The organism is Rhodoferax sp. AJA081-3 (assembly GCF_017798165.1).
GTDB lineage: Bacteria > Pseudomonadota > Gammaproteobacteria > Burkholderiales > Burkholderiaceae_C > Allorhodoferax.
Map to the genome: position 1 here is coordinate 544,355 of NZ_CP059068.1, position 24,612 is coordinate 568,966.

Consider the following 24,612-nt stretch of genomic DNA (forward strand, 5'->3'; position numbering starts at 1 on the left):
CACCTTTTGATATTGTGTGGATGGGGACAAGCTGGAAATTCTAGGGGTGGGTGCCCCCCAGTGGGGGCGCTTGTTTCCGCAGTACCACACTGCTATGACAATTTAGTCCGATTCATACGCCGGACTAATGGGCCTTTAGTTTCTCTAATAGAAGCCAGGGGCCAAAGACGTCTGAAAAATGGCTCTTTTGCGCTATGCGATGGCGACGGCGGTTCCGGTCAATTGGAAGATAGACACCACCTGGGCCAGGCGTTCGGCCTGTTCACGCAGGCTCTCGGCCGCAGCGGCTGATTCTTCAACCAAGGCCGCATTCTGCTGGGTCATTTCATCCAGCTCGGATACCGCCGTGTTGACACCGCCAATGCCCCTGCTCTGCTCCGACGCGGAAGCCGATATTTCACCAATGATGTCGGACACCCGCTGCACCGAACCCACGATCTCGGTCATGGTCGCACCCGCCGTGGCCACCAGGCGAGAACCCGACTCCACCTTGTCGACTGAAACACCTATCAGGCTCTTGATCTCTTTGGCCGCCTGCGCCGAACGGCCCGCCAGGCTGCGCACCTCGCTGGCCACCACGGCAAAGCCACGGCCCTGCTCCCCTGCCCTGGCGGCCTCCACGGCGGCGTTTAGGGCCAGGATATTGGTCTGGAAGGCAATGCCGTCGATGACACCGATGATGTCCGATATCTTGCGGGCACTGGTGTTGATCTCTTCCATGGTAGAGACCACCTGGGCCACCACCACACCACCGCGTGCCGCAACGGCAGCCGCGCTGGCTGCCAACTGGTTGGCCTGATGGGCCGATTCAGCAGACTGGTGCACGGTGCCGGTCAACTGTTCGGTAGAAGCCGACGCACGCTGCAGGTTGCTGGCGGTCAGCTCAGTGCGGGCACTCAGGTCCTGGTTGCCGGTGGCAATCTCGGCGCTGGAGTAACGAATGGACTCTGACGAATCACGCACCGTGCTGATGGAATCGTTCAATTGGCGGGTCATGGCGCCCAAAGCGCGCATCAGGTCACCCACCTCGTCCTGGCGCTGCGTGCTGGCGTCAACCCGCAGGTTGCCGGTAGCCACGGCACCGGCCACATCCACGGCACGGGCCAGTTCGGCCATGATCTTCTTTTGCATCAACCACGACATAAAAACCGCGATACCACCGGCCAGCAACGCCACCAGGGACAGGGTCAGGCTGATGGTGCGGACCTTGTTGGTGGACTGGCTGATGGTGGCGTCTGTTGCACTTTCGATGCGGGCCGCCATGCTGTTGGATACCTTGCTCAACTCCTTGAACAACACATCGCCCCGCTCCAGCGCGGCCAGGCTGGTATTGGGGTCTTCCAATGCCATGCGGATAGCGTCATCAATTTCCTTGGCGTATTTGTCGATCAGGGCCGTGGCAGTCTTAACATCGGCTTGTTGTGCCTCCAAAACGTCCGCTCCAGCGGCCAGGCCTTCAATGACGCGTTTGGCACCCGCCAGTTGTTGTGCAAAGTCGGCACGTGCGGCCTTGAGCTTGCCCTCTCCCATGGCAGCAATTTGTGACACCGTGCGGTAGACGCCAGAGTGCACATTGCCCATTTGTTGTTCAGCGGCAGCCATGGTCTTGAAACTGTCCAGGCTGCTGCGTGAAATGCCCAGACTGGCCTGCGCCTGATTGCTGAGTAAATAGGTGTTGACCTGACCGGTCAGCAATACCACGGCGGCGGTTAACAACGGCGCCGCCAACAACTTCAATCCCAACTTCATAGGGTCTCCAACGCAACTCTTTTATTGATATCAAAAGCACTCTGCAGGCAGCCCCTGGGTAAGGGATTGCCCGCTGCAAAAAAGCCTCTACAGCGAATCGCCTTTATCGCTTGGCACGTCTGTCCAGATAGGCCTGTATTTCACCCACTACGCCTTTGCGGAAGGCCATCACACACAGCACAAAGATCACTCCAATGATCACGGTGACCCAGGAGCCCACCTTGTCGGCCAGCATGTTCTGCAGCGCAATCACAATGCCGGCACCCAACACCGGGCCGAAGAATGTGCCCACGCCGCCCAGCAGCGTCATCAGGATCACCTCGCCCGACATGGACCAGTGCACATCCGACAGCGTGGCAAAACCCATGATCAGTGTCTTGAGTGAACCCGCCAGACCGGCCAACGCGGCAGACAATACAAAAGCTAGCAGCTTGTATTGGTCCACGCGGTAGCCCAGCGAGATGGCGCGGGGTTCGTTCTCGCGGATCATCTTCAGCACCTGGCCAAAGGGCGAATGCACGATGCGCGAGATGGCCAAAAAGCACGCGACAAAAACAGCGACCACCACGTAATACAAGGCCGTGTCCGATTCCAGCGACAACACCCCAAACAGCGCACCACGCGGCACACCTTGCAAACCATCTTCACCACCGGTGAATGGTGCCTGCAGCAGTGCAAAAAACACCATCTGGGCCATGGCCAGCGTGATCATGGCGAAGTAGATGCCCTGGCGGCGAATGGCCACCGCACCGATCACCAGGCCAATCACACCGGCACCCAAGGTGCCGGCCAGAATGCCCACCTCGGGCGACACGTTGTGCGCTTTGATGAGCCAGCCCGTCACATACGCGGCCGAGCCAAAAAAAGCTGCATGCCCGAAGGACAACAAACCGGTAAAACCCAGCAGCAGGTTGAAGGCACAGGCAAAAATAGCGAAGCACAGCAGCTTCATCACAAACACCGGGTACAGGCCCAGCATGGGCGCCACAACTGCCAGAACCAGCAGTGCGATGTAGGTGACGCGGATGAGTTTGGCGGATTGGGTCATGGACGGGCTAACAGGGGTCTTTAGAGTGGTTGTAGACATGGCTCAGGCCTCTTTGCCAAACAGGCCCGCGGGGCGGAACATCAGCACAATGACCATGATGACAAACACCACGATGCTCGATGCCTCGGGGTAGAAGACGCGGGTCAGCCCCTCAATCACACCCAGGCCCAGGCCGGTCAGGATGGAGCCCATGATGGAGCCCATGCCACCAATCACCACGACGGCAAACACCACGATGATCAGGTTGGAACCCATCATGGGGCTCACCTGGATGATGGGCGCGGCCAGCACACCGGCCAGCCCGGCCAGCGCAGCACCGGCTCCGTAGGTCAGCATCACCATCAGTGGCACATTGATACCAAAGGCTTGCACCAGGGCGGCGTTTTCTGTGCCGGCGCGCAGGTAGGCACCCAAGCGGGTACGTTCAATCAGGAACCAGGTGCCGATACACACGGCCAGCGAGGCAAACACCACCCACGCGCGGTAGTTGGGCAGAATCATGAAGCCCAGGTTGGTGGCGCCCTGCAGCAGCTCGGGCACCGGGTACGACTGGCCAGAGGCGCCAAACAGCTCGCGGAACACCCCCTCAATGATGAGTGAGAGACCAAAGGTCAGCAGCAGGCCATACAGCGGGTCCAGCTTGTACAGGCGCTTGAGGAACAAACGCTCCACCACCACGCCCACCACCCCTACCAGTAGTGGTGCCAGCAGCAGCGCAAACCAGTAGTTGATGCCCAGCTTTTCCAGTAAAAACCAGGCGGCAAAAGCACCCAGCATGTAGAGCGCGCCGTGCGCAAAATTGACCACACCCAGCAGGCCAAAAATGACCGCCAGGCCGAGGCTGAGCATGGCGTAAAACGCGCCATTGACCAGGCCCAGCAATAGCTGGCCCAGAAACGCTTGGTGGGGGATGCCGAAAATTTCCATGGGAGCCCGTCAGTTCATACCTTGCAAAAAAAACATGCGGCTGGTCTTTGTACAGACCAGCCGCCTTGACGCTGGTTTACTTCTTCAGCAGCGCACACTTGGACTCGGTCACCGTGGTGAAGGCCTGCTCACCCGGTACCTTGGCCACCAACTTGTAGTAGTCCCATGGTGTGCTGGCATCCTTGGGCGACTTGACCTGGTAGAGGTACATGTCGTGGATCATGCGGCCGTCAGCGCGGATGTAACCCTTGTTGTAGAAGTCGTCGACCTTGGTCTTCTTCAGGGTTTCCATAACCTTGTCACCGTCGGTGGTGCCGGCAATCTTGACGGCCTTCAGGTAGGTCAATGCAGCAGAGTAGTCAGCCGCCTGGATGCTGGAGGGCATACGCTTGTACTTGTCAAAGAAGCGCTTGGCGAAGGTGCGCGATGCGTCGTCCTGGTTCCAGTACCAGCTGTCGGCCAGTTGCAGGCCTTCGGTGTTGGCCAGACCCAGGCTGTGCACGTCGTTGATGAACACCAGCAGGCCGGCGATCTTCATGGTCTTGTTGATGCCGAACTCTTTGGCGGCTTTCATGGCGTTGGTGAAGTCACCACCGGCATTGGCCAGTGCCAGAATCTGGGCCTTGGACGACTGCGCCTGCAACAGGAAGGACGAGAAGTCCGACGCGTTCAGCGGGTGGCGCACGGCTCCGGCCACCGTGCCACCGCTGGCCTTGACCACGTTGGATGCATCACCTTCCAGCGAGTAGCCAAACGCGTAGTCGGCGGTCAGGAAGAACCACTTGTTGTTGCCCTCTTTCACCAGCGCATTGCCGGCAACCTTGGCCAGGGCCACGGTGTCGTAGGCGTAGTGCACGGTGTAGGGTGTGCAGGCATCATTGGTCAGGCGGGCCGAGCCAGCGCCGACGGAGATGAAGGGGCGCTTCTTTTCTTCTGCAATCTTGGCCATGGCCAGGGACGTGCCGGAGCTGGTGCCACCGATCAACATGGCCAGGTCTTCCTTGTCAAACCACTCGCGGGCTTTGGAGCTGGCCACGTCGGCCTTGTTCTGGTGGTCGGCGGTGACCACTTCAATAGTACGGCCAAGAACCTTACCGCCAAAATCCTGTGCAGCCCACTTGATCATTTCACCGCCGGCCGGGCCGTCGATATCGGCATACAGGCTGGACATGTCGGTGATGAAACCGATCTTGACGGGACCGGTGGCCTGGGCGGACACGGCACCGGTGAAAGCGATGGCCAAGGCGGCAACTAAGGTGTTGAGTTTCATGGTATTCCTGTTAATGGAGGTAGGGGGAAACGGGGAAAAAAGGATGGACACCCGGGGCGATCAAACGCCCAGGTACTCTTGCAACATGCCCATGTTCTGGGTCAGCTCTTTCTGGGCAAACTGCTTCACGATGGTGCCGTGCTCCATCACATAAAAGCGGTCTGCCAGCGGTGCGGCGAAGCGGAAGTTCTGCTCCACCAACACAATGGTGTAGCCGCGCTTCTTGAGGGACAGAATCATCTCGCCCAGCTTTTGCACGATGACGGGCGCCAGGCCTTCGGATATTTCGTCCAGCAGCAGCAGGCGTGCACCGGTGCGCAGAATGCGGGCCACGGCCAGCATCTGTTGCTCACCACCGGACAGGCGTGTGCCAGGGCTGCCAGCGCGTTCCTTCAGGTTGGGGAACATGCTGTAGATTTCGTCCACACCCATGCCACCCGCGGCAACGGTTGGCGGCAGCATCAGGTTTTCCTCGGCCGACAGGCTGGCAAAAATGCCCCGCTCTTCGGGGCAGTAACCCACACCCAGTCGGGCAATCTTGTGCGGTGCGAGCTTGATGGATTCTTCGCCGTTGATCTTGATCGAGCCCTTGCGTGCACCGGTCAGGCCCATGATGGCGCGCATGGTGGTCGTGCGCCCAGCGCCGTTGCGCCCCAGCAGCGTGACCACTTCGCCTTCATGCACCGTCAGGTTGACGCCGTGCAGGATGTGGGATTCGCCGTACCAGGCGTGCAGGTCTTCTATGCGTAGGAGTTCTTTTGTCATGCTTAGTGCGCGCCCTGCAAGGCGGTGTCCACGGTGCCCATATAGGCTTCAATCACCAGGGGGTTGCTCGATACCTCGGCATACGGGCCGTCGGCGATGATGGCGCCGCGTTGCAGCACCGTGATACGGTCGGCAATCGACGACACCACGTTCATGTTGTGCTCCACCATCAGAATCGTGCGACCGGCGGACACCTTCTTGATCAGTTTGGTGACGCGGTCCACGTCTTCGTGGCCCATGCCCTGGGTAGGTTCGTCCAGCAACATCAGCTCGGGCTCCAAGGCCAGCGTGGTGGCCAGCTCCAGCGCGCGCTTGCGGCCATAGGGCAGGTTCACCGTCAGCTCGTCGGCAAAGTCCTGCAGGTCCACCTCTTGCAGCAGCTGTTTGGCGCGGGCGTGCAGGTGGTACAGCGTGCTTTCGGGCTTCCAGAAGTGGAAGGAGTTGCCTTCGTTGCGCTGCAAGGCGGCGCGCACGTTTTCCAGTACCGTCATGTGCGGGAACACGGCCGAGATCTGGAAGGACCGCACAATGCCGCGGCGCGCCGTTTGCGCGGGCTGCTCTACCGTGATGTCGTTGCCGTTGAAGGTGATGCTGCCCGAAGTGGGGTGCAAAAACTTGGTCAACAGGTTGAAGAAGGTGGTCTTGCCTGCGCCGTTGGGCCCGATCAACGCGTGGATGTGGCCGCGGCGGACCTTCAGGTCCACCCGGTTGACGGCGACGAATCCCTTGAACTCTTTCGTCAGCTGACGCGTTTCAAGAATAATTTCCGATGACAAATCACTCTCCCGTATGAAATGCGCCCTGCACCTTGCATGGACACATCGTGTGTACAAGGATGCTAAGTAGCATTCATCGAGAGACCGCGGGGGTATCAACCTAGGTAGTACTACGTCGGGTACCGTCAGGACGTTGACAGCCTCCCAGTGTTAAGAGGCTGGGCGGCAGGGCGTTCTGCGTAGGTAAAGGAGGAGACCGCGCAGCGGGCGGGGCAAAGTATGGAAACTGGGGAGCAGAGCGCTCTGCCGCCCAGGCTCCTACGCGCTGAGTTGTGCCCAGGCTTTATCCAGCCGTTTCACACTCACCGGTTGTGGGGTGCGCAGCTCTTGGGCGAAGAAGCTAACGCGCAACTCCTCCATTAGCCAGCGGAACTCCTGCATACGTTCATCCACCGAGCCCTTGCGCTCGGCCACCAAACGCCAGTAGCGCTGCTCCAGCGGGCGCAGTTCGGCCAGGCGGGCCGCATCGCGGGCGGGGTCGGCGCGGTACTTGTCCAGCCGCAGCGTGATGGCTTTCAGGTAACGGGCCATGTGCTGCAGGCGCGGCCAGGGCGCCGCCTGTAAAAAGCGTTTGGGCACCAGGCGGTTGATCTGCTGGGCGCAGTCGGCCACAGCATCAGGCGCGGTTTTGGTGTCCTTGATCTTGCGGGCCGCAGCAGCGTGCTCTAGCAAGATGGTGCCGGCCATGCGTGCTACTTCAGTGGCGATCAGCGTCAGGCGGCCCCTGCCCTCCTCCACCCGGCGTTTGAAGGCGAATTCGTCGGTGGGCAACGGGTCCAACAAAAAGGCCCGGTCCAGCGCCACGGCGATGATCTGCTCGCGCAGTTCTTCCAGCGTGCCGCCGCCGGTTCCGTTCTCGGCTTTGCCCACGTTCATATAGGCCACGGCCATCTTCTGCAGGTCGGGGATGTTTTTCTCCAGGTACTTCAGCGCGTCCTTGATCTGCAACGCAAACAGGCGGCGCAGGCCGGCGCGGTGTTTGGCGGCGGAGACTTCGGGTTCATCGAACACCTCGATGGTGACGGCGTCGCCCTGGTCGATCAGCGCGGGGAAACCGATCAGCGTCTGCCCGCCCTTGCGGATTTCCAGCAACTCGGGCAGTTCACCAAAGGTCCAGGCGGTGTGGCGCTGTTCTGTGACGGCGGGTGCAGTGGACTTTGCCGGTGCAGCTGCGGCTTGATTTACTCCTGATTTTATAGCGTTACCATTAGCATTTGCGGGGGCTAGAGGCTGATTTTGCTTAAACGGTTTACCGGGAGCGGCTACCGCCGCACCCGCTGCATCCGGCGCCTGGGCAGCGCCTGCGGCACCCACCTGCGCCAGCTTGAGCCCGGCCAGTGCCTGAAACGCGCCGCGCGCCTGTGCGCCCAGCTCGGCCTTCAGCGCGCCCAGGTTGCGGCCATGGCCCAACTGGCGGCCATGTTCGTCCACCACGCGGAAGTTCATGAAGAAATGGGGCGTCAGCATGTCGGCCTTGATGTCGGCACGGGCCACATCCACCGATGTGGCTTCACGCACCAGCTTCAACAACGCGTCGATCAGCGCGCCGCTGCCAAAACGCTCGGGCGCGTTCAGCACCTCGGCGAACTTGGTGGCCGTGTCGGGCAGCGGCACCAGGCGTGAACGGGGGCGCTGATGCAAAGTTTTTAGCAGCGCCTGCACCTTGTCCTTCAGCATGCCGGGCACCAGCCACTCACAACGCTCGTCGTTGACCTGGTTCAGTACAAACAGCGGCACGGTCACGGTCAGTCCGTCACGCGGGTCGCCGGGCTCGTGCAAATAGGTGGCGGCGCAGTCCACGCCACCCAGGCGAATGGTCTTGGGGAAGGATGCTGTGGTGATGCCAGCAGCCTCGTGGCGCATCAGCTCTTCGCGGGTCAGGCGCAGGAGGGTGCTCTCGCTGCGGCCATGCGGGCGGTCGTTTTGCTGCGTGTCCCCCGCCCGCTGCGCGGGCTCCTCCTTTACCTCCGCAAAACGCCCACCCGCACGGCCTCCGGGGTTGTACTGCGGCTTCTTGGACTCCTCGCGATACCAGCGCTCAAAGCTATGGCCGCTGCATACGTCGGCGGGCAACTGCTGGTCGTAGTAGGCGTAGATCAGCTCGTCGTCCACCAGCACGTCTTGGCGGCGGGCCTTGTGTTCCAGCTCTTCGACCTGTTTGATGAGTTTCCGGTTAGCGGCCAGGAAGGGCAGTGATGTTTCCCACTCGCCTTCGACCAAAGCTTGGCGGATGAAGATTTCGCGGGCACCGGCCATGTCTACGCGGCTGTAGTTGGTGCGCCTGCCGTTGTAGACGACGATGCCGTAGAGCGTGGCGCGTTCCAGTGCGACGACTTCGGCGGCTTTTTTCTCCCAGTGCGGGTCCAGCAGCTGTCTCTTCAGCAGATGTCCTCCAACCTGCTCCAGCCACTGGGGTTCGATGTTGGCGATGCCGCGGCCAAAGAGGCGTGTGGTTTCCACCAGCTCGGAGGCGATGATCCAACGGCCCGGCTTTTTGGTCAGGTGTGCGCCGGGGTGGGCGTAGAACTTGATGCCGCGCGCCCCGAGGTATTCGCCACCGGCACCGGGTTTACTGTCGCCCTCGGTTTCGAGTTTGCAGCCGATGTTGCCTAGCAAACCGGACAGCATGGAGAGGTGCAGTTGTTCGTAGCTGGCGGGCTTGGTGTTGAGGCGCCACTTGTGTTCTGCCACAACGGTGTGGAGCTGGCTGTAGATGTCTTTCCACTCGCGGACGCGGCGGATGTTGACGAAGTTCTGGCGCAGGAGTTGTTCGTATTGGCGGTTGGTTAGTTTGTGTGTCGCTGTGTGAGTTTGTCCGTAAGCGCTTGCAGGGCGTTGGGATGGACGGGCGTTCTGCGTAGGTAAAGGAGGAGCCCGCAGAGCGGGCGGGGGACACGGAGCAGAACGCTCGGCCATTCCAACTCCCGGTGTTGCCGGAGATGACCCGCCTCTTGCGTCGTGGATCCACTTCCAAAGCTTCAGGTAGCCGGTGAACTCGCTCTTTTCGTCATCGAACTTCTGGTGTGCCGTATCGGCCTGCTGCTGCGCCTCCATGGGCCGGTCGCGCACATCCTGCACACTCAGGGCCGACGCGATCACCAGTGCTTCGTCCAGCGCTTCGCGCGAGCGGGCTTCGAGCAACATGCGGCCCACGCGCGGGTCCAGCGGCAGGCGGGACAGCTCGGTACCTAGCGGCGTTAATTCATTTGAATCGTCCACAGCGCCAAGTTCATTGAGCAACTGGTAGCCGTCGGCAATGGCGCGGCCAGACGGTCGCTCCAGGAACGGGAAGTCTTCAACTATCCCTAAGTGCAGCGACTTCATGCGCAGGATGACGCCGGCCAGCGAGGACCGCAAAATTTCTGGGTCGGTAAACCGTTCGCGTCCGTTAAAGTCCTTTTCGTCGTAGAGCCGTATGCAGATACCGTTGGCCACCCGCCCGCAACGGCCGGAACGCTGATTGGCGGCGGCCTGGCTGATCGGCTCCACCAGCAACTGCTCCACCTTGCTTCTAAAGCTGTAGCGCTTGACACGTGCGGTACCCGCGTCGATCACGTAACGGATACCCGGCACGGTCAGCGAGGTCTCGGCCACATTGGTCGCCAGCACGACGCGCCGACCGGTGTGACCGTCAAAAATGCGGTCCTGCTCGGCCGGGCTCAGTCGGGCGAAGAGTGGCAGCACTTCGGCACTGCACATGACGGGCTGGTGGCTCAGGTGTTTGCGCAGATGGTCCGCCGCCTCACGGATCTCGCGCTCACCGGGCAGGAAGACCAGGATGTCGCCCTGGTTGTGCACATCGCGCCAGAGTTCGTCCACACCGTCGGCAATTGCGTTGTTCAAATCGTACTCGCGCGACTCTTCAAACGGCCGGTAACGCTGCTCCACCGGGAACATGCGGCCCGACACCATGATGACCGGGGCCGGACCTATTGATGATTTGAAGTGGTCAGCAAAACGCTGGGCATCAATCGTGGCGGAGGTCACCACAATCTTCAGGTCCGGCCTGCGCGGCAAGATCTGGCGCAGGTAACCCAGCAAGAAGTCGATGTTCAGGCTGCGCTCGTGCGCCTCGTCGATGATGATGGTGTCGTAGGCATTGAGCAGCGGGTCGGTCTGCGTTTCTGCCAGCAAGATGCCGTCGGTCATCAGTTTGACGGAGGCATCTTTGGACAGGCGGTCCTGGAAGCGCACCTTGAAGCCCACCACCTCGCCCAGTGGTGTTTTCAACTCTTCGGCAATACGCTTGGCGACGCTGCTGGCGGCAATACGGCGTGGCTGCGTGTGGCCAATCAACTTGGCGCGCTGGCCCGCCGGGTAGTTGAGCTTGCCGCGGCCCATGGCCAAGGCGATCTTGGGCAGTTGTGTGGTTTTGCCCGAACCCGTCTCACCACAGACGATGATGACCTGGTGGGCCGCCATGGCGGCCATAATTTCTTCGCGTTTGCCGGAGACCGGGAGCGATTCGGGGAATTCAATGATCAGAGAGCTGGTGGTCAAGGTACAAACTTCGTAGAGAATCGGGGATTATCCCAGCCCTGCTGCCTATCGCCGCCCTAGCCTGAGTGCCATGACCACTGTTTTCAATTTCACCTTCGTGCCCTGGTTCCGTTCGGTCGCGCCTTACATCCACAAATTCCGCAACCAGACGTTTGTGGTCGGTATCGCCGGTGAGGCCATCGCCGCGGGCAAGCTGCCGCACCTGGCGCAGGATCTCGCCATGATCCAGAGCATGGGTGTGAAGATTGTGCTGGTGCACGGCTTTCGCCCCCAGGTGAACGAACAACTCAAGGCCAAGGGCCACACGCCCAAATACAGCCACGGCATTCGTATCACCGATGAGGTGGCGCTGGACTGTGCCCAAGAGGCCGCGGGCCAGCTGCGTTATGAGATCGAAGCTGCGTTCAGCCAGGGCCTGCCCAACACGCCCATGGCCGACTCCACGGTGCGCGTCATCTCGGGCAACTTCATCACTGCGCGGCCGGTGGGCATTGTGGATGGCGTGGATTTTCAGCACAGTGGCCTGGTGCGCAAGGTGGACATTGCCGGCATTGCCCGCACGCTGGACATGGGCGCCATGGTGCTGCTGTCGCCCTTTGGCTTCTCCCCTACCGGTGAGGCCTTCAACCTGACCATGGAAGAAGTGGCAACCTCGGTGGCCACGGCGCTGCAGGCAGACAAGCTCATTTTTGTGACCGAGGTGCCGGGTGTGCGCATGCGCCCGCTCGAAGCCGCATCAGACGACAACCCCATCGACACCGAACTGCCGCTGGCCGCGGCCGAACAATTGCTGCGCCAGCTACCCGCCGCCAATACGCCTACCGACACCGCGTTCTACCTGCAGCACTGCGTGAAGGCCTGCAAGAACGGCGTGGAACGCAGCCACATCATTCCCTTCGCGGTGGATGGTTCCATCCTGCTGGAGGTGTATGTGCACGATGGCATTGGCACCATGGTGGTGGACGAAAAGCTGGAAAGCCTGCGCGAAGCCACGGAAGAAGACGTGGGCGGCATCCTTCAGCTGATTGAGCCATTTGAGAAAGATGGCACTCTGGTCAAGCGCAGCCGTACCGAGATTGAGCGCGACGTCGGCAACTACACCATCATCGAACACGACGGCGTGATCTTCGCCTGTGCGGCGCTTTACCCCTACCCCGAAGCCCGCACCGCTGAAATGGCGGCACTGACCGTGTCTCCCGATGTGCAGGGCCAGGGTGACGGCGAGCGTGTTTTGAAGCGTGTAGAACAGCGCGCCAAGGCCGCCGGCCTGGACAGCATTTTTGTGCTGACCACCCGCACCATGCACTGGTTCATTAAACGTGGTTTTGTGCAGGTGGACCCGGACTGGTTGCCCGAGGCCCGCAAGCGCAAGTACAACTGGGACCGCAAGAGCCAGGTGCTGGTGAAGAAGTTAGCCTAGGGCTGGTTCTACTTTGGGCTCTGCAACCACCGCTGCGCTTGCGCTTGGTGTGGTTTTGTGTTCGGCCTGGTCGGCCATGTATTGCCAACTTTGTGTGCGCTCAAAAGCGTTGTCACAGACACGCATGTTCACAATGAACTCGATTTCATTGACCTGGGTATCGTAAAAGTCGGTACACGCAAAATCGATCAAACCCTGGCGAGACATTTCTGCAAACAGCGCAGCAAACGAAGCGGGGGTGAAGACCCAGCAGTGCACGTCGTGGTAGGTACCGTTTTGTATTGCGTCCCGCGCCACATGCAAGGCTCCTTCCAGGGTATGGGCCTTTTTCAAGGATGCGGCGTCCAAGGTGCCTTGCCATGCCGCTACGCAATCTACCGGTACTTCGTTGAGACAAAAGTCCAGCAGACACTGCGTGGTGGGAATACGCGCCTTGCTGGCAAAGGCAGCCAAGACGTCGGTCAGGTTGGTTGTGCGGCGCAGGTAGTCAAAGGTATAACGCTTGTCTGGCACGGCCAGCCTGACCTTGCCATCTTCCTTCAATACCGAGCGGATTTCCTGCAGCCAGGTCACCAGGTCTGGCACATGTTCAATGACATGTGAGGCCAAAACATAGTCCAACGCCCGTGGCACCTTGCCCAAGCGGGTGAAGTAGGCTTGCACGCCCTGCAGCAACGTCTGGACACCCCATACCGCATCCACACAAATGGCATCGGGGTTGACGTCTTTGTCGTTGGCGTAGTGCCGTCGCAATTGATCTGCATCACAGTGGTCCACGTAGATCACCTCGCCGAGGTGTTTGCCCACGATGGGGTTGTGCAGCGGTCCAATTTCAGCACCTATGCTGCTGGCCAGGTCGATGCCCGCCAGCAGCTTGTTTTTTCTATTCTGCATTCCATCCCTTCCCTTGTTTTTTTCACCATACCACAGGCATGTGAATACGTCGGGGGGTGGATTGGGTGGTGGTGTTACCGCTTGTAAAAGACTTTTCGGTGGTGAAAAACGAGACCCGTCTGTGATGGCTTCAGGCCCTGCGGCTGCGCCGCCACACCAGCACCGCGCCGATGACGGCAATACCGCTGAAGCACAGGAAGGACCAGTTGGCAATGGAGGCGCCCAGGAAGGTCCAGTCCACCTTGGTGCAATCACCTCCGCCCTTGAAGATCATGGGGATAGCGCGTTGCAGGGGGAAGGTTTCTATCATGCCGTAGATGTCACGCCCACAGGACACCACTTCGGGCGGGTACCACTGCAGCCAGCTCTGGTTGGCGGCCACATAGGCGCCTGCCACTGACATCAGCACCATCAACACGCCGCCGGTTAGTTGTATGGATTTTCGGTCACTAGCCCCCGCCAATGCTGAACATAGTGCTACCAAAACAAGAGCATACCGCTGCACAACACACATCGGGCAGGGGTTCAGCCCCACCACATGCTGCAAGTACATGCCAAAAGCCAACAGGCCCAGGCAGGCCAGGAAGATGGACGCAAAAATGCGCCGGGGCGCCGTATCAAAAAGTGCCAAAACGGAAGTCAAGATCAGGGGTCCTGTCAAAAATATGCGCCCTGGGTGGGCGCTGTGCGAATGTTGGTATCCATTTTGCCCGTGAAGTTCCCCGGCCCATCCTACCGCTCGGCCGCCTTGGTGTGGCAAACCGAATAAGATTCAGCCTATGGGCTCCGGTTGAGCCCCATTTTTTTCACACGAGGTTTTTTCCATGGCACGCACCGTCAACTGTATCAAGCTGGGCAAAGAAGCCGAGGGCATGGATTTTCCGCCCTACCCTGGCGAATTGGGCAAACGCATCTGGGAAAGCGTCAGCAAGGAAGCCTGGGCGGCCTGGCTCAAGCACCAAACCATGCTGGTGAATGAAAACCGTTTGAACCTGGCTGATGCCCGCGCGCGCCAGTACCTGGCCCGCCAGATGGAAAACCATTTCTTTGGTGATGGCGCCGACGCCGCCCAGGGTTATGTGCCGCCAGCGGCCTGACCGCTCCAGACCAAAGCCCTAACGCGATCGAGACCATGGCGCCACCCGCTTTTGCGGCTTGTGGACTGCCCGGGGCATGGGCCCATCGTCCGTCCTGGACGGTGCTGGACACCGATTTCCAGGATGGCCAGCACTTTTTGAATGCCTTGCGGGCCTGGCAACACCATCCCGGGCGGCCGCGCATGTTGCACTACGTGGGCATCACCGCGGTGGCGCCAGACTGCACGGCCGTGCACGATTTGCCCCAAGCATTGGCACCCCACTGGGTCGACCTGCGTCCCGGTTTTCACAGAATTTTGCTGGAGCATGGGCAGGTCTCATTGACGCTGTGTGTGGGTGATGTGTCGGCCATGTTGGGCGAGCACGTGTTCCAGACCGACACCCTGCTCGCACGGGCACCTGCCGATAAATGGGAAGTCCAGGCCTTGGCCCGTCGCTGCAAACGGGGGACCCGGTTTTGGGTCGCTGCACCGTCTGCGGGCCCCATGGGGAACGAACACCAGTCTGAGAAGGTTGCACAGTTGCAATCCGCCGGCTTTCAGTTGGACCCGACCGACATACCCACCACGGCCATCACCGGGCGATTTGACCCACGGTGGCACATTTCGACCAGCCGCACGCCGTCTCACCACGTGCAGCCGGTGCCAGCGCGCTGCGCCATTGTGGGTGCCGGAATAACAGGTGCCAGTGTGGCCCACGCGCTGGCTTTGCGCGGATGGGAGGTGACGGTGTTCGACGGCCAGGCGCAGGCTGCGTGTGGTGCCTCGGGTTTGCCGGTGGGCTTGGCGGTACCCCATGTGTCGGCTGATGACAACCCGCGCTCCCGCATGTCGCGCAGCGGAACCCATTTGCTGCAGCAACACGCCCGCCATTTGTTACTGCGTGGACAGGATTGGGAACCCTCAGGGGTGATGGAACGTCTACCCGAGGGCGACAGCCTTTGGCATGCACGCGCCTGCTGGATCAAACCCGCTGCCTTGGTGCACGCCTGGTTGGCGCATCCCGGCATCCGTTTTGTTGGCGCAAGCCGTGTCGCCCGACTGCACCACACGGACGGTTTGTGGCATGTATTTGGCCCCCAGGACGTGCACTTGGGGCGCTTCGAAGCCGTGGTTGTGGCAAATGCCATGGGCTGCGCCGACCTCTTGGCTGCCGTACCAACCGATGGTGCTGCAGGCCTTGCGCTGCAGGACAAGCTGGCCGCGTTGCAGGCCGTACACGGCACCCTGAGTCAGGGCCGATTTACACAGGAGATTGCCGGTCTGCCCGCCAAGCCGGTCAACGGAGATGGGTGTTTCATATCCCTTGATGACACCACCGGTACGCAATGGTTCGCCGGCTCAACGTTTGAGACCGATGCAGCCTTGGCTGCCGACGGAGCCCTGCAGCACGCTGCCAATATGGAGCGCCTGCGACACCTATTGCAGATACCGGGCACGGATCTGATAGCAGCCCTGAACCGCGCGCCCGTGTCACTGTGGTCGTCAACCCGCTGCGTCACGCATGACCGTTTGCCCTTGGTGGGCCCAGTGGATGCAGCTGCAGGCCCTGGCCTGTGGCTGTCTGTGGGCATGGGCTCGCGGGGGCTCAGTTTCTCGGCGCTGTGTGCGGAATTGTTGGTGGCACGTATGGGCGCGGAGCCGCTACCGCTGGAGTTCAGTCTGTCACTCAGCCTGGATGCCAACCGCCCACGGCGGCGGCCGTCTGCACCAGACAAACACTAACCCTGTATTCAGACCTTGAGCAGCAGGCCCATCACCTGGGGTGGGTTAAAGGGTATCTCCAGCAAACCGGCACAACCCATTTGTTCGGCTTTCTCCATGGCAGACCACGAGGGCTTTTCGGTGGCGACGATTACGGCCTGGGGTGGTGTTGGCATGGCCTTGAAGCTCTGCACCAGTGCCCAGGGGTCTATATCGCTCAACTCCAGCCCAACAATAATGACGTCGTAGTGGCGATGCGCCAGGCTGGCACTGGCTTGCTCTGCCGTCTCGAACTCGTCCACATCGGTCAGCCCCGCCAGGGACAACCGGGCACGCAGGTACATGCGTTCCGCGGGTTTCAACCCGACCACTAGCGTCACCCGCATGCCGGGGGGCACGGTTTGTTCATCCAGTTCATCAAAACCGGTCACCACATCCACGTAGGCGTGGGAGGCAAACAGGCCATCCAATACCTGCACCATGGCATTCCAGTCCACCGGGCGCTGGAAGGATCGCCATGCCTTGTTGTGGGTCTTATTGCCCACACAAATAATCTTCAGATTGGGATTAAAGGTGGGTGAGGCCAGTTCGACCTCGGCCTCGTGGCAATCCATGTCGATCAATGTCACATGGGGTGGTGCCGGAGCATCGGGTGTCCACAGGCAATAGGCGGGCGTCTGGCGCACGGAGAGGCGGAACAGGGTATTGAGCGAGTGCCGCTCAACGGCACTGAAACCGACTACTTTGACCCAAATGCTGGATGACATGCTGGACTGACTGCTAGTGTGGAACTACGCCGACTCTAGCAGTGTTTGCGCCCATTTTGCCGACTAGCGGTCCTTGCTGTAGGGTCGTCCCAGGGCTTTGGGTGCAATGGCCTTGCCAATGAAGCCCGCCAACAACACCACCGTCAGCACATAGGGCAAGGCCTGGATGATTTGAACCGGTACCTCGCCCACCAGGGGTAGCTCGACGCCCTGCATCAGTATGGCCGCAGCATCCAGAAAGCCGAACAACAGGCAGGCCCAAAAAGCCCCGACGGGGTACCAACGTCCAAAAATCAAGGCGGCCAAAGCCATGAAGCCGCGGCCCGCAGTCATGTTGGGGGAAAAGTTGGCGCTTTGTGCCAGCACCAGGTAGCTGCCGGCCAGTCCACACAAAACACCATTCAGTGTGAGCGCGCCATAACGCAGGCGCATGACCGACACGCCGGCTGCATCCACCATTTGGGGGTTTTCACCCACAGCCCGCAGGCGCAGACCAAAACGCGTTCTGAACAACAGCCACCACGACAAGGGCACCAGGGCCAAGGCCAGGTAGACCATGGGGTTGTGGCTTAACAGGCCCTCGCCCACCAAGGGGCCTATCCACGGTATGCCCGCGAGCGCCGCCGGTGCCTGCGGAAACAGGGCCTGTATGCGCACCGCATTGCCGACTGCAGGTGTCTGCCCACCCTGGGCAAACCAGGCAATACCGAGCACCACCGTCAGGCCCGCAGCAATGATGTTGATGGCCACACCCGACACCACCTGGTCACCCCGGTAGCTGACGCAGGCCAGGCCATGCATCCACGACAGCGCAACCGCAACCCCGATCGCCGCCAGCAAGGCCAGCGTGGTAGAGCCCCACACGGCACCCGCAGCACCCGCAGCAAAGGCCGCGAACAGCATCTTGCCCTCCAGGCCGATATCCACCACGCCCGAGCGTTCGGAGAACAGGCCTGCCAGGGCGCAAAAAATCAACGGAGTGGCCAGCCTTAGCGTGGACGCCACCATGGTCGCCAGCAGGGATTCATCCATGGGCGGCTCCCGACGGCAACAAACGCATGACCCGGGCCAACAACCAGCCCACGATGGGCGCAATGACATAGACCATGGCACCCGAAAACAACACGATAAAACCCTGCAGCATGACCACCATTTCGCGGCTGAAACCGCGCACTTCAAACGCCACCTCGGCGCCGCCCTGGAACAGGGCTCCAAACAAAATACTGGCCAACACAATGCCCACCGGGTGGTTGCGTCCCATCAACGCAACGGCAATACCGGTAAAGCCGGCGCCGCTGACAAACTCCAGCAGCAGCTTGCCGTTCACACCCGCAATTTCGTTCATGCCCACCATGCCTGCCAGGGCGCCCGACACTGCCATGGCCACCATGATCTGGCGCTTGGGGCGAACGCCGGCATATTCCGCCGCACCTGGGCTGGAGCCCACGGCACGCAGGTGGTAACCCGCGCGGGTGCGCCACAGAAACAGGTAGACGCCGACAGCTGCCAACACGGCCAGCAGCACGCTGAGGTTGAGCGGTGAACTGGGCCACTCGACGCCCAGCCATCCCAGGGCCTCGTGCATGGCAGGCAACTTGGCAGAATCAGCAAAAGGCTCACTCTCCACCGACATGGAGCCCGCGGGGCGCAGGTGATTGACCAGCAAATAGACCAGCAGGCTGCTGGCAATAAAATTGAACATGATAGTGGTGATCACCACATGGCTGCCGCGGTAGGCTTGTAAATAACCGGGTACGGCCGCCCACGCCATGCCGAACAGAGCACCAGCCACCAGCATCAGCGGCAGCATGATCCACACCGGTAAAAAAGCCGACCACCACAGCGCCACCAGGCCAGCGCCCAGCCCGCCCAGAATTGCCTGGCCCTCACCACCAATGTTGAACAAGCCACCATGGAAAGCCACGGCAACGGCCAGACCGGTGAATACAAAAGTGGTTGCGTAATACAGCGTGTAGCTGAAGCCGCGCGCCGTGCCAAACGCTCCATGGACCAGCACGGTTATCACTTCCTTCGGGCTTTGCCCAACCAGCGCCACCACACCGCCGGCCACCAGCAGAGCCACGGCCAGGCACACGGCCGGCAACAACACCAGATCTGCCCAGCGGGGCAATGCTTGTGTACCGCCGCCGCTCATGCTGCCTGCTCCGCATCTGCCACCATCAACAGGCCAATGCTAGCCTCGGTGCAGTCTTCAATCGCCAGCTCACCGGTGACGCGTCCTTGGTTCATGACAATCACCCGATTTGAAAGTGCCAGTATTTCGTCCAGCTCGCTGGACACCACCAGCACCGCGCAACCTGCATCGCGCATAGCGCGCAGTTGCCCATAAATAAACTCGATAGCCCCAATGTCCACGCCCCGCGTGGGTTGCCCCACCAGCAGCACCTTGGGCGTCTGCCCAATTTCGCGTGCCAGCACCAGCTTTTGCTGGTTGCCACCGGAGAAGCTGCGGCTCAAGAGTTCCGGGTCACGCGGGCGCACGTCAAAGTGTTCCATCATGTCCGTAGTGGCCTGCCGCATGTGTGTGTGGTTCATCCAGACGCCGTTGGCATATTCCGGCAAGTCGTCATAACCCAGTACCGCCGACTCCCACGCTACAAAATCCATGACCATGGCCCGTGCGTGCCGGTCTTCTGGCACATGGGCCAGACCCAGTGCGCGGGCGCTGTGGGGTTCCAGCCAGGCTTTGGCGTCGAAGGTCTTGGCGCCCAGTTGCAATTGCCCTTCCGTGGGCTGCAGCATGCCGGACAACACATCCAGCAGTTCGCTCTGGCCGTTGCCAGACACACCGGCAACACCCACAATTTCGCCGCCGCGCAGGGTCAGGTTCAGCCGGCTCAGGCGCACCACATTTAGCGCGTCGCGCACCATCACATTGGATGCCTGCAACAGGACCTCGCCCACGGGTTTGGTTTCTTCGTCCACCCGTCCCACCTGTACCTTGCGTCCCACCATGGCCTCGGCCAGGCCTTCGCAGGATGCCTGGGCAATGGGCAGCTCCTGCACCACACGGCCAGCACGCATCACGGTCACCTGGTCACACAGGCGCATGACTTCCTTCAGCTTGTGGGTGATCAGCAAAATGGTGGTGCCCTGCTGGCGCAACACGCGCAACACGTCGAACAGCTGTTCGGTCTCCTGCGGTGTCAACACGGCAGTGGGCTCGTCCAGAATCAGGATTTTGGCGCCGCGGTACAGCGCCTTCAGAATCTCCAGGCGCTGGCGGTCTCCCACCGGCAAATCGGCCACCTGCACATCCAGCGCCACCTGCAGTCCTGTGGACTGCATCAGCGCATTGAGCTTGCTGCGGACTTGTGCGTCGGCACGCTGGAGCAGCCAGTGCGGCTCAGCACCCAGCATCACGTTCTCTAACGCGGTCAGGGTGTCGACCAACATGAAGTGCTGGTGCACCATGCCAATGCCCAGGGCAATAGCGTCATCTGCATTGCGGATGGAGGCGGGCTTGCCAAACACCTCGATATCTCCGCTGTCGGCCTGGTAGAAGCCATACAAAACGGACATCAAAGTGCTTTTGCCCGCACCGTTCTCACCTACCAGACCGTGCACGGTGCCAGCAGGTACCGCCAGGTTCACGTCGGCATTGGCCGCCACCGCGCCAAAGCGCTTGTGGATGCCGGTCATGCGGACCGCGGTGGCCGCATGCGCGGCAGAACCCGACATCAGTATTTGCAGGCGTTGTCGGCCATGTAGTCAGCAGCCTTGATCTTGCCGCTGATGATGTCGGCCTTGATGGCTTCCACCTTTTTCTTCATATCCGCATTGACCAGCTTGGCGTTGTGTTCATCCAGCGCGTAGTCCACGCCGCCTTCCTTCAGGCCCAGAACCGACAGACCAGGTTTGTGGCCCTTGGCCACGTTGTACACGGCCACGTCCACCTTCTTGATCATCGAGGTCAGCATGGTGCCGGGCTGGATATGGTTCTGGTTGCTATCCACACCGATGGCGAGCTTGCCGCTGTCTTTGGCGGCCTGGTAAACACCCATGCCCGTGCCGCCCGCGGCCGCAAACACCACGTCAGCGCCCTTGGCAAACTGGGCCTTGGTCAACTCACCGCCACGCGCGGGGTCGCTCCAGGCAGCGCCGGTGGTGCCGGTCATGTTGGCAAACACCTCGGCCTTGGGGTTGGCGTACTTGGCGCCCTGCTCGTAGCCACACTGGAACTTGCGGATCAGCGGAATGTCCATGCCACCGACAAAACCCACCTTGCCGGTCTTGCTGGCCATGGCCGCCATCGCGCCTACCAAGAAGCTGCCTTCATGCTCCTTGAACACCACGGACTGCACATTGGGCTGTTTCACCACCATGTCGATGATGGCGAACTGCAGCTTGGGAAACTCTTTGGCGATCTTTTCGATGCTGGAGGCCTGGCCAAAACCAATGCCGATGATGGGGCTCGCGCCACGCTCTGCCATGCGGCGGATCGCCTGCTCGCGTTGTGATTCGTTGGACACCTCGAAGTCCAGGTAGGACTTGCCGGTTTCCTTCTTCCACTGCTCCATGCCACGGTAGGCTGCCTCGTTGAAAGACTTGTCGAACTTACCGCCCATGTCATACACGATGGCCGGCTCGGCCATGGCCTGGAAACTCGCGGCCAGCGCAAGGCCCAACAAACCCATACGCGCCACATTTGTAAAACTCATAGCTACCCTTTTGTTGACTAAATGATCAGGAAAAATGGCGTAAGGTTATAGTCTACGCACACCTCTTGCAATCAGGGTGTTTCCCTAGCGCAAAAAAATGGACCTCTGTATTTTCCACTACACAATGGACCCCCCATTGCAACCGCCCAAGACTTCATGATACTGGTAGCAGGCTCCTCCAACCTGGACTTTGTCGTCCGGGCCCACCACATTCCCGCACCGGGCGAAACAGTTCTGGGCCGCGATTTCAAAACATTCCCCGGCGGCAAGGGTGCCAACCAGGCCGTGGCCTGCGCACGCGCAGGCGGTGCACCCACAACGCTCTTGACCGCCATGGGGGCTGACGCCTTCGCCACACCGATTGAAAACTCGCTGCGTGAAGCGGCGGTGGCCCTCAACATCGTACGTATCAACGACCAACCCACCGGTACCGCCTTTATCTGTGTGTCGGAAGACGCCGAAAACGCCATCACCGTGGCTCCAGGCGCCAATCTTTGCCTGCTGGAACAGCACCTGCCCAGCTTGCAAGATGTGAGCCACCTGCTGATGCAACTGGAAATCCCGCTGACCACCGTCATTGCCTACGCCAAAGCCGCGCGCCAGCAGGGTGTGACCACCGTGCTCAACGCCGCACCCATCCAACAACTGCCCGCTGAACTGCTGGAGTGGATAGACGTTCTGGTGGTTAATGAGGGTGAATTGGCCAGCCTGTCCGGCCACAGCGGCAGCATTGCCGAATGCCTGGAGCGCATCGCCGTGCCGACGGTAGTTGTCACCTTGGGGCACCGCGGTAGCTGCGCACGGACCCAGGGCACATTTTTGGTGCAGCCGGCCTGCGCCATTACCCCGGTGGACACCACGGCGGCGGGTGATACCTTTTGTGGCAGCTTGGTCGCAGCCTTGAGCACCGGTACCAACATGCCACAAGCACTGTCGCTGGCGGGCGCTGCTGGCGCCTTGGCATGCACCCGTTTGGGTGCGCAATCCAGCATTCCGCACCAAGCCGAAGTGGCAGCTTTCCTGGCCCAACAACCAGCAAAAACCGCTGCAGCCATGGATGCCCTGGGCGCGTATTGCGGTTTGCCAGCCGGCACCTATTCTTGATGGACCAACAATAAAACTATGAACACGCAAGCTCCCCGCAAAGTCATCTACGACACGGATCCCGGCGTAGACGACGCCATGGCCCTGTATTTCGCCATGGCCCACCCCGGCATCGAATTGGTGGGCATCACCACAACCTTTGGCAACGTATCCGTCGACCAGGCCGCCACCAATGCGCTGTACCTGACCGCTCTCGCAGACCAGATCGTGCCGGTCACCAAGGGGGTGAAATCACCCTGGGTCAAGCCTGGAGAGCCACCACCGGATTTCATCCACGGCGCCGATGGCCTGGGCAACCTGCCCAGCCGCGTGGCCACCCGCAATGTGCTGGACCCGCGTTCATCTGCCCAGCTCATCGTCGATATGGCCCGCGCGCAACCGGGCGAGATCACGCTGGTGGCGGTTGGGCCCTTGGGCAACTTGGCTATGGCTTTGAAGCTGGAGCCCGAGCTGCCCAAACTGCTGCGTGAGGTCATCATCATGGGCGGTACCATCAATGAACCGGGCAATGTGTCACCGGTGGCCGAGGCCAATATCTGGAACGATCCGCACGCGGCAGATCTGGTGTTCACCGCGGGCTGGAAGCTGACCATGGTCGGCCTGGACGTGACCCATGGCGTGGTGACGCACCTGGAGTTGTTCAAGAAGATTGCAGACCACCACCAGCATGTGGCAACCGATGTCTTGCACCACGCGGTAGCTTTCTATTCCAACTTCTACAGTGGCCTGCACCCCCACCTGGCGGCCAAACCCGGCTGTTTTGCGCACGATCTGCTGGCCTTCATCTACCTGACCAACCCCGAACTGTTCAAGCTGGAAACCGGTAGCGTACGTGTGGTAACCGAAGGTATCGCCCAGGGCCAGACCATGTTGAACCGCCGCGGATACATCGACTACCCGCAATCGGGCTGGGGCAAACACTTGCCGCTGACCGATGTCTGCATGCAAGTTGATGCGCCGGGCTGTCTGGCGCTGTTTGAACAGACCCTGCTGTCCAACTGGCTGAAAATGAACTGATTGATAAAAAAAGCGAAAGAGGCAAGCCATGCACTTACCCGTTGTTGACTTCCGCAGCCCCACCGCTGCAAAAGACTTTTGCCTGAGCCTGCACGAAACAGGTTTTGGTGTGCTGCGCAACCACCCGCTGGAGCAGTCCATGGTGGAAGGCATTTATGCCGAGTGGCTGGCGTTTTTCCAGACCGAGGCCAAGCACCAGTATCTGACGGACCCGGCCAAACACGATGGTTATTTTCCGCCCTCGGTCTCCGAAATTGCCAAGAACCATACGCGGCGCGACCTGAAGGAGTTTTTTCACATCTACCCGTGGGGCCGTTACCCTGCCGAAGTGTCCGACGCCGCGCGCCGCTATTACGACCAGGGCAATGCACTGGCCCGCACATTGCTGAACTGGGTGGAGGAAAACTCGCCGGCTGACATCAAGGCCCGTTACTCCATGCCCCTGCCCCAGATGCTGGAAGGCAGCGACAACACGCTCTTGCGCGTGCTGCACTACCCGCCCCTGCGCGGCGACGAAGAACCGGGCGCCGTGCGCGCCGCGGCCCATGGTGACATCAATCTGCTGACCATACTGCCCGCGGCGACCGAACCCGGCCTGCAGGTCCTGGGCAAGGACGACGCCTGGTACGACGTGCCCTGCGATTTTGGTCTGTTGATCGTCAACATTGGCGACATGCTGGAAGAGGCTTCGGGCGGCTACTACCCTTCCACCGTGCACCGCGTGTTGAACCCCGTGGGTGATGCGCGCTTCAAGCCCCGTATCTCGCTGCCACTGTTTTTGCACCCACAGCGCGATGTGGTGCTGTCGGACCGCTACACGGTGGGCAGTTATTTCGACGAACGCATGCGCGAGTTGCGCGGCGAGAAGTAATAAAAAGCCCCGGCACTCCGGG

General features: G+C 60.7%; 20 protein-coding genes. 6 read left to right on the forward strand and 14 right to left on the reverse strand.

Annotation, left to right across the window (positions count from 1 at the left end; all coding sequences use genetic code 11):
• Positions 1-192 precede the first annotated feature (192 nt).
• The 7 genes from HZ993_RS24825 to hrpA form a co-directional block, all read right to left on the reverse strand.
• Positions 193-1,749, reverse strand: a complete 1,557-nt coding sequence (locus HZ993_RS24825; RefSeq protein WP_209395708.1) for a methyl-accepting chemotaxis protein — start codon at positions 1,747-1,749, stop codon at positions 193-195.
• A 103-nt stretch (positions 1,750-1,852) separates the two neighbouring features.
• On the reverse strand, positions 1,853-2,797 hold the full coding sequence (locus HZ993_RS02515; protein ID WP_209395709.1) for a branched-chain amino acid ABC transporter permease: 945 nt from the start codon (positions 2,795-2,797) through the stop codon (positions 1,853-1,855).
• 42 nt (positions 2,798-2,839) lie between these two features.
• The gene (locus tag HZ993_RS02520; RefSeq protein WP_209395710.1) at positions 2,840-3,724 is read right to left on the reverse strand and encodes a branched-chain amino acid ABC transporter permease; all 885 of its coding nucleotides are present in this window, start codon (positions 3,722-3,724) and stop codon (positions 2,840-2,842) included.
• Between the two features lie 76 nt (positions 3,725-3,800).
• On the reverse strand, positions 3,801-4,994 hold the full coding sequence (locus HZ993_RS02525; RefSeq protein WP_209395711.1) for an ABC transporter substrate-binding protein: 1,194 nt from the start codon (positions 4,992-4,994) through the stop codon (positions 3,801-3,803).
• 60 nt (positions 4,995-5,054) lie between these two features.
• The gene (locus tag HZ993_RS02530; protein ID WP_209395712.1) at positions 5,055-5,759 is read right to left on the reverse strand and encodes an ABC transporter ATP-binding protein; all 705 of its coding nucleotides are present in this window, start codon (positions 5,757-5,759) and stop codon (positions 5,055-5,057) included.
• 2 nt (positions 5,760-5,761) lie between these two features.
• On the reverse strand, positions 5,762-6,535 hold the full coding sequence (locus HZ993_RS02535) for an ABC transporter ATP-binding protein (RefSeq protein WP_209395713.1): 774 nt from the start codon (positions 6,533-6,535) through the stop codon (positions 5,762-5,764).
• 258 nt (positions 6,536-6,793) lie between these two features.
• A complete protein-coding gene (gene hrpA, locus HZ993_RS24255; protein WP_245213946.1) occupies positions 6,794-10,966 on the reverse strand; it encodes an ATP-dependent RNA helicase HrpA in 4,173 nt (1,390 codons plus the stop codon).
• A gap of 139 nt (positions 10,967-11,105) precedes the next feature.
• Between hrpA and argA the strand changes: the two genes are divergently transcribed.
• Positions 11,106-12,455, forward strand: coding sequence for an amino-acid N-acetyltransferase (argA, locus tag HZ993_RS02550; RefSeq protein WP_209395714.1), 1,350 nt, complete (start codon positions 11,106-11,108; stop codon positions 12,453-12,455).
• Here the strand turns inward: argA and HZ993_RS02555 are convergent.
• Complete coding sequence (locus HZ993_RS02555; RefSeq protein ID WP_209395715.1) at positions 12,447-13,349, reverse strand: class I SAM-dependent methyltransferase; 903 nt, start codon at positions 13,347-13,349, stop codon at positions 12,447-12,449. The genes argA and HZ993_RS02555 overlap by 9 nt on opposite strands.
• Before the next feature lie 130 nt (positions 13,350-13,479).
• On the reverse strand, positions 13,480-13,992 hold the full coding sequence (locus HZ993_RS02560) for a disulfide bond formation protein B (RefSeq protein WP_245213795.1): 513 nt from the start codon (positions 13,990-13,992) through the stop codon (positions 13,480-13,482).
• A 181-nt stretch (positions 13,993-14,173) separates the two neighbouring features.
• On the opposite strand from HZ993_RS02560, the gene HZ993_RS02565 reads away from it, so the two are divergent.
• Together HZ993_RS02565 and HZ993_RS02570 are read left to right on the forward strand one after the other, a co-directional pair.
• Positions 14,174-14,446, forward strand: a complete 273-nt coding sequence (locus HZ993_RS02565) for an oxidative damage protection protein (RefSeq protein WP_209395716.1) — start codon at positions 14,174-14,176, stop codon at positions 14,444-14,446.
• A 35-nt stretch (positions 14,447-14,481) separates the two neighbouring features.
• Positions 14,482-16,170, forward strand: coding sequence for an FAD-dependent oxidoreductase (locus tag HZ993_RS02570; RefSeq protein ID WP_209395717.1), 1,689 nt, complete (start codon positions 14,482-14,484; stop codon positions 16,168-16,170).
• A gap of 8 nt (positions 16,171-16,178) precedes the next feature.
• Here HZ993_RS02570 and HZ993_RS02575 read toward each other — a convergent pair whose 3' ends face one another.
• The 5 genes from HZ993_RS02575 to HZ993_RS02595 form a co-directional block, all read right to left on the reverse strand.
• Positions 16,179-16,916 carry a response regulator gene (locus tag HZ993_RS02575; protein WP_209395718.1) on the reverse strand — a complete coding sequence of 246 codons (738 nt, stop codon included), beginning with the start codon at positions 16,914-16,916 and terminating at the stop codon, positions 16,179-16,181.
• A 63-nt stretch (positions 16,917-16,979) separates the two neighbouring features.
• Positions 16,980-17,948, reverse strand: a complete 969-nt coding sequence (locus HZ993_RS02580) for an ABC transporter permease (protein WP_209395719.1) — start codon at positions 17,946-17,948, stop codon at positions 16,980-16,982.
• A complete protein-coding gene (locus HZ993_RS02585; protein WP_209395720.1) occupies positions 17,941-19,071 on the reverse strand; it encodes an ABC transporter permease in 1,131 nt (376 codons plus the stop codon). Before HZ993_RS02585 ends, HZ993_RS02580 begins: the two co-directional genes overlap by 8 nt.
• Positions 19,068-20,618: an ABC transporter ATP-binding protein gene (locus tag HZ993_RS02590; RefSeq protein WP_209395721.1), complete on the reverse strand. Its 1,551-nt coding sequence runs from the start codon at positions 20,616-20,618 to the stop codon at positions 19,068-19,070. The genes HZ993_RS02585 and HZ993_RS02590 overlap by 4 nt, the downstream gene beginning before the upstream one ends.
• The gene (locus tag HZ993_RS02595) at positions 20,618-21,598 is read right to left on the reverse strand and encodes a BMP family protein (RefSeq protein ID WP_245213796.1); all 981 of its coding nucleotides are present in this window, start codon (positions 21,596-21,598) and stop codon (positions 20,618-20,620) included. The genes HZ993_RS02590 and HZ993_RS02595 overlap by 1 nt, the downstream gene beginning before the upstream one ends.
• Positions 21,599-21,754: 156 nt before the next feature.
• Here HZ993_RS02595 and HZ993_RS02600 point away from each other — a divergent pair, with 156 nt between their 5' ends.
• The 3 genes from HZ993_RS02600 to HZ993_RS02610 are packed head-to-tail and all read left to right on the forward strand — an operon-like array spanning position 21,755 to position 24,590.
• Entirely contained in the window at positions 21,755-22,702 is a 948-nt protein-coding gene (locus HZ993_RS02600) for a ribokinase (RefSeq protein ID WP_209395722.1), read from the forward strand.
• Between the two features lie 18 nt (positions 22,703-22,720).
• Entirely contained in the window at positions 22,721-23,719 is a 999-nt protein-coding gene (locus HZ993_RS02605; RefSeq protein WP_209395723.1) for a nucleoside hydrolase, read from the forward strand.
• A gap of 28 nt (positions 23,720-23,747) precedes the next feature.
• Positions 23,748-24,590: an isopenicillin N synthase family oxygenase gene (locus HZ993_RS02610; protein ID WP_209395724.1), complete on the forward strand. Its 843-nt coding sequence runs from the start codon at positions 23,748-23,750 to the stop codon at positions 24,588-24,590.
• Positions 24,591-24,612 lie beyond the last annotated feature (22 nt).

Bases quoted from the DNA above. Each gene is read 5' to 3' on its own strand.
- HZ993_RS02525 (WP_209395711.1), bottom strand. From the start codon at position 4,994: ATGAAACTCAACACCTTAGTTGCCGCCTTGGCCATCGCTTTCACCGGT.
- HZ993_RS02605 (WP_209395723.1), top strand. From the start codon at position 22,721: ATGAACACGCAAGCTCCCCGCAAAGTCATCTACGACACGGATCCCGGC.
- hrpA (WP_245213946.1), bottom strand. From the start codon at position 10,966: ATGGCCGCCATGGCGGCCCACCAGGTCATCATCGTCTGTGGTGAGACG.
- HZ993_RS02595 (WP_245213796.1), bottom strand. From the start codon at position 21,598: ATGAGTTTTACAAATGTGGCGCGTATGGGTTTGTTGGGCCTTGCGCTG.
- HZ993_RS02520 (WP_209395710.1), bottom strand. From the start codon at position 3,724: ATGGAAATTTTCGGCATCCCCCACCAAGCGTTTCTGGGCCAGCTATTG.
- argA (WP_209395714.1), top strand. From the start codon at position 11,106: ATGACCACTGTTTTCAATTTCACCTTCGTGCCCTGGTTCCGTTCGGTC.
- HZ993_RS02575 (WP_209395718.1), bottom strand. From the start codon at position 16,916: ATGTCATCCAGCATTTGGGTCAAAGTAGTCGGTTTCAGTGCCGTTGAG.
- HZ993_RS02610 (WP_209395724.1), top strand. From the start codon at position 23,748: ATGCACTTACCCGTTGTTGACTTCCGCAGCCCCACCGCTGCAAAAGAC.
- HZ993_RS02530 (WP_209395712.1), bottom strand. From the start codon at position 5,759: ATGACAAAAGAACTCCTACGCATAGAAGACCTGCACGCCTGGTACGGC.
- HZ993_RS02515 (WP_209395709.1), bottom strand. From the start codon at position 2,797: ATGACCCAATCCGCCAAACTCATCCGCGTCACCTACATCGCACTGCTG.
- HZ993_RS02570 (WP_209395717.1), top strand. From the start codon at position 14,482: ATGGCGCCACCCGCTTTTGCGGCTTGTGGACTGCCCGGGGCATGGGCC.
- HZ993_RS02590 (WP_209395721.1), bottom strand. From the start codon at position 20,618: ATGTCGGGTTCTGCCGCGCATGCGGCCACCGCGGTCCGCATGACCGGC.
- HZ993_RS02580 (WP_209395719.1), bottom strand. From the start codon at position 17,948: ATGGATGAATCCCTGCTGGCGACCATGGTGGCGTCCACGCTAAGGCTG.
- HZ993_RS02555 (WP_209395715.1), bottom strand. From the start codon at position 13,349: ATGCAGAATAGAAAAAACAAGCTGCTGGCGGGCATCGACCTGGCCAGC.
- HZ993_RS02585 (WP_209395720.1), bottom strand. From the start codon at position 19,071: ATGAGCGGCGGCGGTACACAAGCATTGCCCCGCTGGGCAGATCTGGTG.
- HZ993_RS02565 (WP_209395716.1), top strand. From the start codon at position 14,174: ATGGCACGCACCGTCAACTGTATCAAGCTGGGCAAAGAAGCCGAGGGC.
- HZ993_RS24825 (WP_209395708.1), bottom strand. From the start codon at position 1,749: ATGAAGTTGGGATTGAAGTTGTTGGCGGCGCCGTTGTTAACCGCCGCC.
- HZ993_RS02600 (WP_209395722.1), top strand. From the start codon at position 21,755: ATGATACTGGTAGCAGGCTCCTCCAACCTGGACTTTGTCGTCCGGGCC.